Annotated in this window: 16 protein-coding genes and 2 pseudogenes; 10 read left to right on the top strand and 8 right to left on the bottom strand. The window is 60.1% G+C overall.

Going from position 1 to position 15165, the window contains the following annotated elements; all coding sequences use genetic code 11:
• Nucleotides 1–133 precede the first annotated feature (133 nt).
• Complete coding sequence (locus tag HYG82_RS36315) at nucleotides 134–1054, bottom strand: MBL fold metallo-hydrolase (protein ID WP_179262350.1); 921 nt, start codon at nucleotides 1052–1054, stop codon at nucleotides 134–136.
• 155 nt (nucleotides 1055–1209) lie between these two features.
• On the opposite strand from HYG82_RS36315, the gene HYG82_RS36310 reads away from it, so the two are divergent.
• A complete protein-coding gene (locus tag HYG82_RS36310; protein ID WP_179262348.1) occupies nucleotides 1210–2358 on the top strand; it encodes a sensor histidine kinase in 1149 nt (382 codons plus the stop codon).
• A gap of 9 nt (nucleotides 2359–2367) precedes the next feature.
• Here the strand turns inward: HYG82_RS36310 and HYG82_RS36305 are convergent, their stop codons facing one another.
• Complete coding sequence (locus HYG82_RS36305; protein WP_179262346.1) at nucleotides 2368–3285, bottom strand: cation diffusion facilitator family transporter; 918 nt, start codon at nucleotides 3283–3285, stop codon at nucleotides 2368–2370.
• Nucleotides 3286–3548: 263 nt separating this feature from the next.
• Between HYG82_RS36305 and HYG82_RS36300 the strand changes: the two genes are divergently transcribed.
• The 4 genes from HYG82_RS36300 to HYG82_RS36285 all read left to right on the top strand — a co-directional run bounded on the left by HYG82_RS36300 (nucleotide 3549) and on the right by HYG82_RS36285 (nucleotide 5862).
• Nucleotides 3549–3956 (top strand): CrcB family protein, encoded by a 408-nt coding sequence (locus HYG82_RS36300; protein ID WP_179262344.1) that lies wholly within the window; start codon nucleotides 3549–3551, stop codon nucleotides 3954–3956.
• On the top strand, nucleotides 3953–4393 hold the full coding sequence (crcB, locus tag HYG82_RS36295) for a fluoride efflux transporter CrcB (RefSeq protein ID WP_179262342.1): 441 nt from the start codon (nucleotides 3953–3955) through the stop codon (nucleotides 4391–4393). The genes HYG82_RS36300 and crcB overlap by 4 nt, the downstream gene beginning before the upstream one ends.
• A 258-nt stretch (nucleotides 4394–4651) precedes the next feature.
• Entirely contained in the window at nucleotides 4652–5227 is a 576-nt protein-coding gene (locus tag HYG82_RS36290) for a magnesium transporter (RefSeq protein ID WP_179262340.1), read from the top strand.
• A gap of 116 nt (nucleotides 5228–5343) precedes the next feature.
• Nucleotides 5344–5862, top strand: a complete 519-nt coding sequence (locus HYG82_RS36285) for a magnesium transporter (RefSeq protein ID WP_235217907.1) — start codon at nucleotides 5344–5346, stop codon at nucleotides 5860–5862.
• A 98-nt stretch (nucleotides 5863–5960) separates the two neighbouring features.
• Here the strand turns inward: HYG82_RS36285 and HYG82_RS36280 are convergent, their stop codons facing one another.
• The gene (locus tag HYG82_RS36280; protein WP_179262336.1) at nucleotides 5961–6650 is read right to left on the bottom strand and encodes a hypothetical protein; all 690 of its coding nucleotides are present in this window, start codon (nucleotides 6648–6650) and stop codon (nucleotides 5961–5963) included.
• A 503-nt stretch (nucleotides 6651–7153) separates the two neighbouring features.
• Here HYG82_RS36280 and HYG82_RS36275 point away from each other — a divergent pair.
• The 3 genes and pseudogenes from HYG82_RS36275 to HYG82_RS36265 all read left to right on the top strand — a co-directional run.
• Entirely contained in the window at nucleotides 7154–7378 is a 225-nt protein-coding gene (locus tag HYG82_RS36275) for a magnesium transporter (protein WP_425495424.1), read from the top strand.
• 90 nt (nucleotides 7379–7468) lie between these two features.
• Nucleotides 7469–7681 carry an AbrB/MazE/SpoVT family DNA-binding domain-containing protein gene (locus tag HYG82_RS36270; RefSeq protein WP_235217720.1) on the top strand — a complete coding sequence of 71 codons (213 nt, stop codon included), beginning with the start codon at nucleotides 7469–7471 and terminating at the stop codon, nucleotides 7679–7681.
• Nucleotides 7682–8007 (top strand): annotated as a pseudogene (locus tag HYG82_RS36265) (type II toxin-antitoxin system VapC family toxin); the annotation flags it as partial. It abuts the gene before it with no gap.
• Between the two features lie 51 nt (nucleotides 8008–8058).
• Here HYG82_RS36265 and HYG82_RS36260 read toward each other — a convergent pair.
• Nucleotides 8059–9439: pseudogene (locus tag HYG82_RS36260) on the bottom strand (RNA-guided endonuclease TnpB family protein).
• Complete coding sequence (locus HYG82_RS36255; protein WP_179262332.1) at nucleotides 9414–9575, bottom strand: hypothetical protein; 162 nt, start codon at nucleotides 9573–9575, stop codon at nucleotides 9414–9416. Before HYG82_RS36255 ends, HYG82_RS36260 begins: the two are co-directional and overlap by 26 nt.
• Before the next feature lie 56 nt (nucleotides 9576–9631).
• Here HYG82_RS36255 and HYG82_RS36250 point away from each other — a divergent pair, with 56 nt between their 5' ends.
• Complete coding sequence (locus HYG82_RS36250) at nucleotides 9632–9808, top strand: hypothetical protein (protein ID WP_179262330.1); 177 nt, start codon at nucleotides 9632–9634, stop codon at nucleotides 9806–9808.
• 21 nt (nucleotides 9809–9829) lie between these two features.
• Here HYG82_RS36250 and HYG82_RS36245 read toward each other — a convergent pair whose 3' ends face one another.
• The gene (locus HYG82_RS36245; protein WP_179262328.1) at nucleotides 9830–11044 is read right to left on the bottom strand and encodes a potassium channel family protein; all 1215 of its coding nucleotides are present in this window, start codon (nucleotides 11042–11044) and stop codon (nucleotides 9830–9832) included.
• A gap of 121 nt (nucleotides 11045–11165) precedes the next feature.
• Between HYG82_RS36245 and serS the strand changes: the two genes are divergently transcribed.
• A complete protein-coding gene (gene serS / locus HYG82_RS36240; protein WP_179262326.1) occupies nucleotides 11166–12545 on the top strand; it encodes a serine--tRNA ligase in 1380 nt (459 codons plus the stop codon).
• Nucleotides 12546–12573: 28 nt separating this feature from the next.
• Here serS and HYG82_RS36235 read toward each other — a convergent pair whose 3' ends face one another.
• Together HYG82_RS36235 and HYG82_RS36230 are read right to left on the bottom strand one after the other, a co-directional pair.
• The gene (locus HYG82_RS36235) at nucleotides 12574–12711 is read right to left on the bottom strand and encodes a hypothetical protein (protein ID WP_179262324.1); all 138 of its coding nucleotides are present in this window, start codon (nucleotides 12709–12711) and stop codon (nucleotides 12574–12576) included.
• A gap of 167 nt (nucleotides 12712–12878) precedes the next feature.
• Nucleotides 12879–15065 (bottom strand): elongation factor EF-2, encoded by a 2187-nt coding sequence (locus HYG82_RS36230; RefSeq protein ID WP_179262322.1) that lies wholly within the window; start codon nucleotides 15063–15065, stop codon nucleotides 12879–12881.
• Between the last annotated feature and the right edge of the window lie 100 nt (nucleotides 15066–15165).

Below are 15165 nucleotides of genomic sequence, written 5' to 3'. Positions count from 1 at the left end.
ACAAAAAATGACTCAGCGGCTCGCTGGCGGTCAATTTGAGTGCACTGGATAGTTACCAATACGCTAAATGGATGTGTAATTATGTACAGCGTATCTTCGAGAACCGCCTCGGATTCGTCCGGTGAGACGCCGCTCAACTTCGGTGCTCGAGGTATCCGAGTACACCGCGCGCGTTCATCGCCGCTTCCGCGCTCGATTTTTCTTCGCCCCAGACGTCGTCCATCGCGCCCGAGGTAGCGAAGTGGTCGATGACCGCCTCGTCGTCCGCAAGTTCGTCGCGTTTCGCCTCGACAGCCGCGACCCACTCAGTCAGAACGGTGGCGTACTCCTCGAGCGCCTGTTCGGCGTCGTCGCCGACGAAACGCGGGCCGAAGTGCGGATAGAGAAATACGTCTGGGTCGAGTTCTTTGAGGGTCTCGAGGTCGTCGAGACACTGCTCGAGGTCGAACTGAGACGGCGGGGAGGTTTCCCGAATCATCTCGACCTCGGGCACCCAGATGCCGGCGGCGTCGGCGACGAAGACCGCATCGTTCGTCGGGTCTTCGAAAACGACCTGATGAGGAGCGTGGCCGGGAGCGGCATGGACGACCAGTTCGTGGGCGCCGAGGTCGATGACGTCACCATCCTCGATCGGGACGACACGTTCCGCCGGAATCGACAGTGGTTCGACGTAGTACTCCCACTGGTCGCCGACAGCGTTTTTCGTTCCCGCGACCAGCTGCGACGGGTCGACCAGATGATCGACACCGATACCGTGAACGTAGACGTCGGCGTTCGGATGCTCACGGGCGAGAAAGCCCGCACCGCCGGCGTGATCGAGGTGAATATGAGTGACGGCGATCACCTCGAGGTCGTCCCGCTCGATACCGACTTCCGCCAGTGCGTCCTCGAGCAAGTCGAGGTTAGTTCCGATACCAGTGTCGACGACGGCGGGACGCTCGTCGTCGATAATGTAGACGGCGCCGTACTCGCTCGTTTCGTACATCCCCGTGTCCAAATAGTAGATGTCCGAACAGGAACCGGTTGTAACTTCACGGACGTCTCCGACTTCCATATCGGTACCCGGATAGCGAACGGGATAAAAGCTCCCGTCGCAGTCTGCCGAATCTATCACGTTGATGCGAGCCGTTACAGACTTTACACACCGTACTCTTGCACATAGTAGATGCTTCGAACCGTCGCGAAACCAACTCCGCCCCCGGCCACGAGATGAGCCACGATACGTCGGACCGTATCACCGTACGGCCATCTTCTCGGTGGCTCCAGCAGGAACACCGTCTTCGACTCGTAAGCTGGTTCAGCGCCCTCTCGTTTTTCGTCCTCGTCGGCTGGTGGATCGCATTTCTGGACGTGGTCGACGTAACGCTCTTTCTGGTCAGCTTCATTTCGGCTGGCGTTCCTGCGCTCGGGCTAATCTGGGGTTGCCATAGAGTCGAGCGAAGCGACATCGAGACACGTCGATATCCCCGGATCGCCCAGTGGTGTATCGGCGGGGGAATCGGCTTTCTGGCTCTCAATTTGCTGACGATGGTCTTTTTCCCGTGGTATACGCTCGTCGGAAACATCTACTGGGCTCACTTCTCGGTGAACGTGGGTGCAGTCGGCGGCTTCGCCATCGGCTACGTCGAAGCGCGCGCCATCCGACGAGAGGTAAAAGCGACGGCCGCCACCGTTCGAACCGAGCAACTCGAGGACGAACGTGAACTCCTGACCTACCTGAACGACCTCCTTCGACACGAGGTGCTCAATTCGTCCCAGATCATCGGCGGCCACGCGTCGCTCGTACGGACGGACTGCGACGACGAGCAACAGCGTGACCGCCTCGAAACGATCGAACGCGAGAGCGAAAATCTCGTCGAAGTCATCAGGGACGTGCGAGCGATGTTAGACGCCAATCGAGGGTCCGAAACCGGCACCCGTGTCGACCTCGCCGCGGTGCTCGAGGCGCAACTTGTCGACTTCCGTGCCCGGTTCGACGACGCCGTCTTCGAGACGGACATCCCGAGCGAGGTGCACGCCAGTGGCAATCAGGGCGTGCGGTGGATCTTCTCGAATCTACTCGAGAACGCGATCGTTCACAACGACAGCGAGACGCCGCGCGTACACGTGGCCGCGGATGCGACGGCTGAGACGGTGACTGTCACGGTCGCCGACAACGGCTCGGGCATTCCCGAGGGGGAACGGAGAACGCTGTTCGAACGGCGGACGGACAATCACGGCCTCGGACTCTATCTCTCCGATATCCTCGCCCACAGATACGACGGAACGATCGAACTCGATGAGACGGGGCCCGACGGGAGCGTCTTCGTCGTGACGCTGCCGCGTTCGAAAGACGACACCGCGGGCGCTCTCGGATGAGACGACTGATCAGTGCTCGTCGGCCGACTCCTTCCACTCGCCGATACCCGACGGGTCGAGGTGGACGTGGGCGTCTCCGACGTCCTCGAGGCCACGCAGACGAGCGACCAGTTCCGACTCGATGTCGTGTGCGTCGCGAAACGGCATGTCGCCGTCGACCTCTACGTGGACTTCGACCTCGAGAGCGGTTCCGTCGTAGAACACGGCAAGATCGTGGACGCCTTCGACGTCCGGGTGGCGGCGGAGAGCATGCGTGATTTCGCCGCGTTTTTCGGGGCCGGGTGCGGCGCCGATCAGGTAATCGACGTTCTCCTTGCCGATCTCGATGCCCTGGTAGATGACGAGCAGACTGACGAGACCGCCGGCGACGGGGTCGAGCAGCGGATAGCCGGCCAGAACGCCGAGCACACCGGCGATCGCTGCGATCGAGGTGTAAATGTCGTTTAGACAGTCCCTCGCGAGCGCCGCGAGCGCGGGCGATTGCAGTTGCTCGTTGATTCGAACGGTGTAGCCGTAAACGAGGTACATATCGACGATAGCGAAGCCGAGCGCAGCGAGCAACAGGACACTAAATTCGATCTCGGTCCCGGCAACGAGCCCCTCGATGGAGCGGTAAAGCAGGTTGAGCCCGAGCAAGGCGATGACGGCACCGACGAACAACGCCGTCAACGGCTCGATTCGGTCGTGCCCGTGCGGGTGGTTGGTATCCGGCTCGTCGAACGCACTCCGGCCCCAGACGAGAACGACGACGCTCGCGACGAGATCCGCGAGCGAGTGCGCTGCGTCCGCGAGCAAGGCGACGCTGCCGAAGGCGAGTCCCGCCGCTCCTTCGGCGACGATTTTGACGACGTTACCTAACACGTTTGCCCACGACGCTCGCGCGAATCCGCTTCGGGCACCCGTGACGCCAGCGTCGTCCGTAGCCATGGATCGGTTTAGAGGCAGTCTAACCTTGGGTCTTTTCCTTCCGTGGAGGGTCCGGTGATCGACGACAGACTCAAATCGGTGATCCACATCCAAACCAAAGGCCGGCTTTCGCAACGCTCATAGCAGTTCCATGAGAGGGCCGACATATCTGGACGACGGGCCCCTCAATCTAAGCGGCGGGTCGGTGGCACCGAGGTCGGACCAGCGTGTGTCGCCACCCGCATCGGGTGATAGATCGCCGACGGCCCTCGTCCCACCCAGCCATGGCAGACGACCATCCACTCATCCGACTCGAGACGCTCGCGCTGATCGCAGTCGGCGGCTTCGCCGGCTCGAACCTCCGGTTGTTGGCCATGGAGTTGCTCTCGGACGTTCCATCGATCGTCCTCGTCAACGCCGCCGGAAGCGCGGTGCTTGGCTTTCTGGTCTACGAGGCCGAGTACGCGGGTCACATCGGATCGCGAACGCGGACCGTCTTCGCAACGGGCTTTCTCTCCTCGCTGACGACCTACAGTACGTTCGCACTCCAGACGGCGTTCGCACCGTCCCCGGTCGCGATCGTCGGAATCGTCGCCGCCAACTACGGCCTCGGAATCGCGGGCGTCCTCGCAGGACGAACGGTCGCACGTCGACTCGGCCACCTGCATCCTACGGGAGGTGAAACGGCGTGAGCCCGAGTGAAACCGTCGTCACCGGGGATCTGATCGCAAACGCGCTGGTGACGTTCGATCCCGATCCGGCACACGTCGTCGGGACCGGCGGCGCGATCGGTTCGGTCCTTCGATACTTGGTCGGCCAGCGGGTCTCGAGTCGCGTCCCGAGCGCTCAGTTCCCGCTCTCGACGATCGTGGTCAACGTCGTCGGCAGTTTCGTCTTCGGACTGGCCGTCTTCGCGGGCGCGGGGAACTCGACGCTGCAACTCGTTGGAACCGGGGTCTGTGGCTCGTTTACGACGTTCTCATCGTTTTCGGTCGAGACGGTTCGGCTCTACGAGCGCGGGGACCGAGCTCTCGCGGTCGGCAACGCCGCTGCAAACCTCGCGTGCTCGCTCGCAGCGATCGGCCTCGCATGGGGCCTCGTCGCCGCCGGCGCTGCCGGACCGCTCTGAGAGGGGACTCACTCGAGCCCACACATCTGACGCATCAGTAGTCAAACGGGAACACACTGCCTCGGTACGGAAGTGGCGAATGAAAATCGGCGAGCACGGATGAGTGTGAGACGGTGATCTGTCCGAATAAACGATCTATCCGAACATTCACCGCATGTTCGCATGCGTACAGGAACGGTACCAATCCTTACAGATTCGATCGATATCCTCGAGTTTGACCCGCGGTAGGTTTATGTCCGGACTTCGTTATACGCCGCTATGGAGGCTCGCCAAACCGCATGGCGCATCTACCGCGAGTCGCTCCCGATCCTCGTGGTCAGCCTCGCCGGCGGAATCTTCGCGGGGTCGGTTCTCGGCTCCGAGGGGATGACGAACGGATTCGAGCGGTTTCCGGGCATGTTGTTGTTACTTCCCGCGTTTCTTGCGACCCGCGGCAACGTATACGGCGCGCTGGGGGCGCGCATCTCGAGCGGCCTCCACCAGGGGATGATCGATCCCGAATTTTCGTGGGATCGCCGACTCATCAACGCGATCGCAGCCTCCTTCATCAACGGGATCAGCGTCTCCATCTTCATCGCCGTCCTCTCGTGGGGGATCATGCAGGTGCTGGGACGCGAGTCCGCCAGACTCGTCGAACTCATCTCGATCATGTTAGTCTCGGGGGTTTTGACCTCCACCACGTTGATCTTCGGCCTGCTGGCGCTCGTCTTTACGGGCTACAAGTACGGTCTCGATCCCGACAATCTGATCGGCCCCATCGTCACCACGCTCGGTGACGTCTTCGGCGTCGTCTTTCTCTTTACCGCACTCACCGTCGCGGGGGTGTTGTTCTGATGGCGGCCACCGAACCCGACGACACGCTCGCCGCCACACGCTCCGATAACACGAGTGACGCTACGGATTCCGACGACACCCTCGGCACCTGGTCGATCCGCAACATCGTCAGCACGATGTTCCCCATCCTGATCGTACTCTCGATGCTCGAGATGGGGTCGGGATACGTTCTCGAGGAACTCGAGCGAACGTACCTCGAGAACCCGACGCTTCTCGTTCTCGTCCCCGTTATGATCGGCATGGGCGGCAACCTCGGGGCAATCCTCTCGTCTCGACTCTCGACGCGGCTCCACCTGGGACTGCTCGAATTCGATCCACGGAATGAAGTGCTGTGGACGAACGTGACGGCGATCCTGGGACTGGCGGCGACCGTTTTTTCCGCGCTCGGCGTCGCGGCCTGGGTCGTCGGCCGGATCATCGCCGAACCGATGCCCCTCGTAGATCTGTTCATCATCTCGATCGTCAGCGGAATGCTCCTCTCCGTGATCGCGATCGTGTTGAGCCTCGTCGCGACCTACATCTCGTACACTCGAGGACTGGATCCGGACGACACGACGATCCCGGTGGTGACGAACCTCTGTGATATCTTGGGCGTGATTGTGCTCTCGGGGGTCGCACTCGTCGTGTTGAACTGAATCGTTTTCGATATCGAAACGATTCTTCTAATTAAGTCTTATATAGACTACCCAAATTGTGAAAATGCATTCCGTTATACGATCGAAGATGTTAGTTTTTATTGTTTACAACACCCCGTTTTAACCCACTTACAATTACCGATAACGCAGTTAGAACATTCGACCTTCTTTTCATTTCGGCTCCAGCCACGGAGGCCACAGCAGGCTATACAACTCGTGCAAAATCGCATGTACGGTGGGCCGCATTCGTTCGAACTTGCCTCTGTACTTGCAGTTGATGCACGAAGTTCCTCTCCCTGATATGAATTATCAGGTGCATATACGATTTCCGCACCGTCCTTTTTGTGAAGATAGGCGTTTGGTATAAAATCAGAAAGAGGAAGCATTATTTCTAGTCTATTCCCATCAAGCGGGATATGGTAGTTATACTGCTCGATATCGCCGTTAACCCGCAATCGTTCGATACCCCCCGGCAGAGATTCGTCAATTAATTCTTCAAATGGTATTGCTTCAATTGACGATTCGGTAAAATATCCGTCAGTAACTAAGCTCTCGAACAATTTCGAGGAAGTAATCTCTTCGAGGGTATCCTTCGCAGATGCGATACTGAAATCCACAGACTCGACGGTCGTGTCAGAGTGTTTTGGGTTTCGGGATTCGGTTGCGGACACGGATCCGCTCAGACCAATTGACGAGATTGCTCCTGTTGCTATTCCACGGAGTATGTCACGTCGTCTACCCGAATTCCGTACTGCACCATGTTGCGATCGGTTGTGTTCTTTAGACATTGTAATTGGTTACAAGACCCAATCTATTAAATGTATCTACTGAAAATTGTGTAAATATAATCACACAATCCGTTATTTGGTAAAACAGCCGCCTATAAGAACATATATATTCATCAAAATTTTATGTTGTGAAAGTCATTTTTATATTGGTGCGTGACACAACTATTGATGATGGTCATAGGTATCCACTGGCGCACGTGGACAGATATTGGAATGATAGCGTTCTTTATCCTTTTCGTTTCGATGGTTGCAGAATCAACGCTTGGAACAGTGAACAGTACTCTCAGATCGATCGGCATTTCACCGATAGTATACACTCGAGTATTGCTCGCCATTACGACGGTCTCACTGTTCATGACAGTGATCATGCTCTCTCGAGAAGATGATTTAGATGGGGATCAGCGGTGATCGAACAGGAGATGAAAATTGCGCGGCATTAGCGAGATTCGAAGCGTCTCGTTCAGGCAAAGGAGAAATGCTCCTGTGATTGCAGTATCCTCTCGCTGCTCGCGCCATTTCAAACCGGAGTTAGTTACGGAAAATACGTCACAGCGATCATCGTCATGCCATTCCCCTTGATCGCGATCGCGTTGAGCCTCGTCGAGCCCTACATTTCGTCCACCCGGGGGCCCGATCCGGACGACACGACGATCCCGGTGGTGACGAACCTCTGTGATATCTTGGGCGTGATCGTGCTCTCGGGGGTCGCACTCGTCGTTCTGAATTGAATTCCAGAGACACATGTGGAGAAACATGTAAGGCGACAACACCTGTATCGATGCGTATGGTCGCCGAAGAGACTCCCGAAGAGACCAAAAGTGAGCGACCGCGGGATGGTAACGATCCCTGCGGAGATTCGTCGCCACCTCGGTATCGACGCCGGCGATAAGCTCCGCTGGAACGTGACCGAGGACGAGACGTTGGCCGTCGAGATCGCACACCAACGCGAAGGCGTGTTCGATGACTTCGAGCCGGTCGACGCGGGACACACGAACGCAGTCGAGATCGAAGGCGACTTCGGTGACGAGTGACTGTCGATCCTCCTGGATACGAACGTTCTCTTCGCCACTGCCAGTGCCCGTGATGAGTATCACGAGACGGCACGGGATATCGTCCGCGGCGTCGACCACGGCGAACTCCCGGCGGCGATAGTGACGAATTACGTCCTCGCCGAAACGCTGAATCTGACTCGAGAAAAGCTCGGCTCTGATGCAGCGAACGCGATACTCGACCGGCTTATCGAAGAGACACACTTCGAGATCGTCCACGCGCCTCGAGTTGACTTCAACGCTGCACAGGCGCTTTCCGTCGGTACCCGGCACTCTCCTTCGTCGATGCAACGATTGCGGCATATGTGACATCCTCCCCGCCGTAAACGGCGGGGCTTCCCCTACGAGAGGAATGCCAGTCAGTCGTCGTCTCCAGAACCGAAGGTTCTGGCGGGCTGCACGAGACTTTCAGTCTCGTGAACGCTGGCAGTGGGTTCCGACTCTTGAGACGATGTGAGTGTCATCTGCGAGGGTGTCTCGCTCTGCTCACACTGAGTCGTGGCCGTGTCACTACGGCTCCCGTCCTGTGGCGTCGAAGGAAATCGAAGATTTCCTGACCATTGGAAGACTTGGTCTTCCAAGAAGTCATCGCCTGCCTGTTTCCACGGCAGGCTCTCTCCCCACGGGTCTACGCGACGTGCAATGTTCCGCACTCGCGTTGATGTCCGCCTGAAACGTCGATACGTGGCACTCAGGGTTCTTGCACTTGAACTCGGCTTGCTGGAGCCGATTCCCAATATGCTTGCACGAGTGGCACGTCTGCGAGGTGTACTGCGGGTGAACGTATCGGACCGGAATTCCCGCGTCTCGTGCCTTGTCCTCGATACGTCCCTGCAACCGAGCGAACGCCCACGAGTGCAGCCGTCGGTTCATATACTTCCCGTAGTCCAGCGACTCACGGATGTATGCCAAGTCCTCCATCACGACGACGGGGTTCTCGAACTGTTTGGCGTATTCGACGGACTTCCGAGACGCCTTCTCGATGATGTCCGTGAGCCGGTTCTGGTAGTACGATAAGCGTTCTTCGACCCGCCACTCCGAGGCGTCTCGTTCTTGCAGGCGCTTGAGCGTCGTGAACATCTCCTTGCGGAGTCGCTTGGCTTCTTTCCCGTTGATGAGCAACGGCTTGGTGGGAGTGGCGTGCTGGAGGGCACAGCCCGTGACCAGCATCGACTCACCAATATCGAACCCAACCCGAGTTGGTTCCTCGGGTAGCTCGGTCGTCTCTTCGACCTCGTATTCGACGGTGACGTGGAGTGTCCACGTCTTCCGATGTTTCTGCAAGCGAAGTTCGCCCACCTTCGTACTCGACCCCTCATCGAGCAGGTCGTCCCACAGTTCCTCTTGTTCGGGGTTCAATCGGAGGGGTATCCAGAAGTTGGTTCCACGACCGGGTTGCGGAACGTTCCAACAGATTTCGTACTCGCGCGAGGAGTCACGGTCGAACTTCCCGGCTCGATTGACGAACCGGAGCGGGTGTTCGTCGTCTAACTCCTGTGCGTTGTACGTGTCGTGGAGTTTCGGGACGTAGGATTTGAGGGCGTCTTTCGCCTGGTACGGCAGGTTGTACGGCGTCACCACGTCGTTCGTGGCACTCATCGTCGTACAGTCTTGCTCGAAGGCGTCGTGGAGTGCGTGACGGTATTCGGACAGCGTTTGCTGGAGGCGTTGCTCTTTGCACCGCGTGGGTGGTGCGAGCGTGGCCTCCAGTGTTTTATTCGCTGTCGGAGTCGTTGACATCGTAGCCTTCGGATTCGAGTGCTTTGCGGAGGAGTTCGGGGTACGCGCGTGAGTGGCGTATCCCGTGGTCACGGGCGTATTGCTTCACGGCTTCGTGAAGTGGCCCGCCACGCTCCATATCGAAGTCGGCTCTCATCCGACTAAGCGTAAGGAGTGACGTAAGTTAAAGAGGACGGTCGGCATTCAGGCCAAGTGTCAGAACGTGGTTCGAGTGAGCGTATCGGATTCCCTCCCGTCCTGAAGGGCGGGATTCCCTCCTTGCGGAAGATGGACCGAACGAACGTCGACTACCTGTACTCGTTCGATACCGACTTCGACGCCATCGATGGACTCGTTCGACTGACCGCCCCGAGCAATCCGTTTACCTGACTGACTCATACCGACGGACAGTCACGACGTCGCAGACGCTAACTCGCGGAACGCGGCCGCGGCGGTCCGCGTCCCTTTCGAGATGAGCACGTCGCCGCCGCGCAACTCGGCGTCGCCGTCCGCGACCAGCAGCCATCCGTCGTCGGGACGACGGATGGCGATCACCGACATCGTCGAATCGGCGTCGGGGACACCCGCCGTCACCGCCGTTCCGTCGAGTTCGCTTCCCGGTTCGACCGCGACGCGGGTGATGATCTCGTCGCTCTCCTGGACGGCCAGTTGAACGACCGGGTGGACGTCGATGTCCCGAAGGACGCCTTCGCTGATCTCGATCGCGGCGTCGCTGATCCCTTCCGTACTGCTTCCCAGTTGGATCAATCCGCGCAGGACGACCGGATCCGCCGCGTCGGCGGCCGCTCTGAGCGTCCAGGCCTCGAACCGAGACTGCATCGCGTCGACTTCGACCTCGAGGTTGCGAACTTCCTCCGCGAGTTCCTCGCTGTCGAACAGCACGCTGCTGTAAGCCAGATCGACCGCGAGTTCGGAGAAGTCCTTCATGTGGACGATCGTGTCCACGGCCCGCTCCAGGTCGTCGATGTCGGGCGTTTCGACGATCGGCGCCTCGTATTCGTCACCAGTAAGCGTCTCGTATACGTCTCCGATAGCCGTATCGGGTCCGCGGAGGAGCGCCACGTCGTCGGCCTCGATTCGCGTCTCCGGCCCCGGATTGAGTAGCCAATCGTTCCCTCGCCGGAGCGCGATCGCTCGCACGCCCGTCTTCGACTCGAGGTCGATGTCCGCGAGCGTCCGCCCGGCATAGGGTGCGTCCGCGGCGACGATCCCACGAACCAGCGTCTCCGTCGCGTCGGGAAGCGCCGCTCGCATGGCTTCCGGCAATCCGGTCTCGTCGAGGACGACTTTCGCGATGTCGCCGGCGGCGTCGCTGATCCCATCCGCCGCGCCGACGATGCCGAGGACGGGAGCGAGCTGTTCTGCATCGGCCGGTTTCCGTGCGGCCATCAGGAGGCTCATCCGGGCACGGAGTTCCAGGATATCCATCCGCTCTTCCAGCCGAAGCACTTCGGTCGCGAGTTCCTCGCTCCGGTGGAGGACCGCCGAGTACGAGAGGTCGATCAGCAACTCCGCAGTGTCTTTCATCTCCACGAGCACGTCCTTGACGCTGACCGGCTCGTACTCGATCGGCGCCGACGACGTTTCACCCTCGAGCGGGTCCATACCTCGAGAGACGGAGGCCCGCGGAAAAAGCGTTTCCCGCCGACGGTCGTCCTCGGCTCCGATCCGGCGACGCGACCTTCCGACACGGTTTTGCCCGGGCACAAAGAACGCACGAGCAATAATGCTCGACCGGACGTATCTGCGCGAAAATCCCGACGAGGTACGCGATGCCTTAGAGAACCGCGGGGCCGACGTCGACATAGACGAGGTCCTCGAGATCGACGAACGCTGGCGGGAACTGAAAGCCCAGGGGGACGACCTGCGCCACGATCGCAACCAGATAACCAAGCGGATCGGCAAACTCGTCGCCGAAGGCGAAGACGAAAAGCGCGAGGAGGCCATCGATCGATCCCGAGAGCTCAAAGCCGAGATCGAGGACGTCGAAGCCGAGGCCGCCGACCGCCAGGAGGAACTCCGAGAGCGGATGCTCGAAATTCCACAGCTCCCCCACGAGAGCGTCCCGCTGGGACTCGACGAACGGCACAACGTCGAAGACCGGCGCTGGGGCTTCGACGACTTGCGCGATCTCCCCGACGAAGTGACGCCCCATTACGACCTCGGCGAGGACCTAGACGTCATCGACGAAGAGCGCGCCGCCAAGACGACCGGCTCCGGCTTCTACTTCCTCAAGGGCGACGGCGCTCGCCTCGAGCACGCCCTGATCCAGTTTATGATGGACATCCACCGCGAGCAGGGATACGTCGACCTGTTCCCGCCGGTCCCAGTCAAGAGCGCATCCATGCGCGGCACCGGTCAGCTCCCGAAGTTCGCAGACGACGCCTACCGCCTCGGCGGCAGCAACGAGGAGGAATACGACGACGAGGATCTCTGGCTCTGTCCCACGGCCGAGGTCCCGGTCACGAACATGTACGCAAACGAGATCCTCCTGCAGGACGATCTCCCGCTCAAACATCAGGCGTACACGCCGAATTTCCGGCGCGAGGCCGGCGAACACGGCACCGAAACCCGCGGCATCGTCCGCGTCCACCAGTTCAACAAGGTCGAACTCGTCAACTTCGTCGAGCCCGAGGACAGTTACGACCGCCTCGAGACCCTCCTCGAGGAGGCCGAAGAAGTTCTCAAACAGCTCGGTCTTCCGTACCGCATCCTCGAACTCTGTACCGGCGATCTGACCTTCGCCAGCGCCAAAACCTACGACATCGAAGTCTGGGCCCCCGGCGACGACATGGACGACGGCCCCGAGGACGGCGGCCGCTGGCTCGAGGTCTCCTCGGCATCGAACTTCGAGGATTTCCAGGCCCGCCGCGCCGGCCTTCGCTACCGTCCCGAGCGCCACGAATCGGCCGAGTACCTGCACACCCTGAACGCATCCGGGCTGGCGATCCCGCGGGTCATGGTCGCCGTCCTCGAGTACTACCAGAACGAGGACGGGACGGTGACCATCCCCGAGCCCCTGCGGCCGTACATGGGCGACAAAGAAGTCATAGAGGGACACGAGAAGGTCGGCGAGAGCGCGTTGGGAGCCGGCGAGCGGGAGTAACAAACGGAAACTGAACAGCGGTAGCTCACTATTCGAACGCGTTTCGCGCCCGCCGGAATCTGGCTTCATCACGGCCGCCGAACCGCTCGGCTGCGTTTCGTGCGTCTTCGACCTCGTCCGGTGAAAGTATTCCCACGAGACGTTCCGGTTCCGGCTCTCGAGCCATGGTCGCGTGGGATTTGAACGTCCAAAGACAAACGTCAGGCGATAATTTGGACTGGCAGTCCAGGTATTGTACCGCGAGCGTCGAAGACGCGAGCGGCTTTTTTGGGGCAGATTTTTACAAGCGGTTTGAGCGAGCGACGCGAGCGAAAACCCGCAGTAAAAAGGTGCTTAGATGTAGTCGACCGCAGGCGGCAACTCGAGTTTCATGCCCTTGCGCTCGCGGATCTCCATGATCTTCTCGCGCTGGAGCGAGTCGGACATGACCTCGAAGCCGGCATTTTCGGTGTTCCAGGAGGCACGACCCTCGGTCGCAGAGCGGATGTCGCTCGCGAAGCCGATCATTTCGCCGACGGGTGCGATCCCCTCGACGACCATGAGGTCGCCTTCCTGGTACATGTCGTCGACGCGGCCACGGCGACCCTGAATCTCGCCGGAGGCAGCGCCCATGTGGTCGTTCGGCACGTCGATGCGGACGTCCTGCATCGGCTCGAGCATCTTGATCTGGCCGTCGATAAGCGACTTGTGGACGGCCTCGCGGGTCGCGGGAATAACCTGTGCCGGACCGCGGTGGATGGTGTCCTCGTGGAGTTTGGCGTCGTGCAATCGGACGAGCGTTCCCTGGACCGGCTCGTTTGCCAGCGGACCGTTATCGAGGGCCTCATCGAGCCCCTCGATGAACAGCTCCATCGTCTCGTTTAGGTGCTGGATACCCTTCGTCTGATCGAGCAGAATGTTCGAGCCGTGGATGTGCTCGACCTCCTGGGAGTCGTCTTTGTCCATGCCGGCTTCCTGCAGCGCCTCGCGGCGTTCCTGCTCGGGCATGTCCATCGAAGCCTCGCCTTTCTTGATCGTCTCGACGATTTCGTCCGACAGCGGATCGACGGAGATGTAGAAGCGGTTGTGGCGGTTAGGCGAGATACCCTCGACCTGGTCGCTGGAACGCTGGATGGCCTCGCGGAAGACGACGATCGGTTCGCCGGTGTTGACCGGGATACCCTGGTTCTTCTCGATACGCTGAGTGATGACTTCGAGGTGGAGTTCACCCTGTCCGGAGATGAGGTGTTCGCCGGTGTCCTCGTTGATCGTAATCTGGATGGTGGGGTCCTCCTTGGACACTTGCCGGAGGGTCTCGATGAGTTTCGGCAGGTCGTCCATGCTCTGGGCCTCCACGCTCTTCGTGATGACCGGTTCGGAGATGTGTTCGATCGACTCGAACGGAGTCATCTCGACGCTGGAAACGGTCGAGCCGGCGATGGCGTCCTTGAGGCCGGTGACCGCGGCGATGTTCCCGGCGGGAACTTCCTCGACTTCCTCGCGCTCGCCACCCATGTAGATGCCGACGCTCTGGACACGATTCTTGCCCGCGGTCCCGGAGACGTACAGCTCCTGGCCCTTCTCGAGCGTCCCAGAGAACACGCGACCGGACGCGACTTCGCCGGCGTGGGGGTCCATCGCGATGTCGGTGACCATGAAGACGACGTCGCCGTCCTCGTCGACAAGGCGCATCGATTCTGCGAGATCCGACTCGTCGTCACCGCGCCAGATACGAGGAATACGCCGAGGCTGGGCGTCGACGGGGTTCGGGAAGTGCTCACAGACCATGTCCAGAACGACGTCCGAGAGCGGCGTCCGCTCGTGGAGTTCCTGGCGCTTGTCCGATCGCTCGAGTTCCATGATGTCGCCGAAATCCATGCCGGTTCGCTGCATCGACGGCATCGAGACGCCCCACTTGTAGAGCGCGGAGCCGAAGCCGACGGTACCGTCCTCGACGGAAACGGTCCAGTCGTCGACGTCGTCTCGCTCCTCGGTCATGCCGCGGATGAGTTCGTTGACGTCGTGGATGACCGAGAGAAGCCGCTGTTGCATTTCTTCCGGTCCCTCCTGCAGTTCGGAGATGAGGCGGTCGACCTTGTTGATGAACAGGGTCGGTTTGACGCCTTCGCGGAGTGCCTGGCGCAGCACCGTCTCCGTCTGGGGCATCGCCCCTTCGACGGCGTCGACGACCACCAGTGCACCGTCGACGGCGCGCATCGCTCGGGTGACGTCGCCACCGAAGTCGACGTGGCCTGGCGTGTCGATGAGGTTGATGAGGTGGTTGGTCCCCTCGTACTCGTGGGTCATCGAAACGTTCGCCGCGTCGATGGTGATCCCGCGTTCCTGCTCGTCTTCTTCCGTGTCCATCGCGAGCTGTTCGCCGGCGGTCTCGTCGGAGATCATGCCGGCACCGGCGAGGAGATTGTCAGAAAGTGTCGTTTTTCCGTGATCGACGTGAGCGGCGATGGCGATGTTCCGGATGTTCTCCGGTTCGTCCATCAGCCGTTCACACTCTTGGACGATCTTCTTGCGTCGGCCCATATACACCCCAATACCGCCAGCGGGGTCAAAAGGGTAGTGTTTCGTCCTCGCCGGAATTCGTCGTCTTCCCCCGTCCGAGCGCCGGAAAGTCACGTTTGCG

The organism is Natrinema halophilum (assembly GCF_013402815.2).
GTDB lineage: Archaea > Halobacteriota > Halobacteria > Halobacteriales > Natrialbaceae > Natrinema > Natrinema halophilum.
Note: the sequence above shows the minus strand (reverse complement) of the source record. Positions and strands in the feature narration are given on the sequence as shown.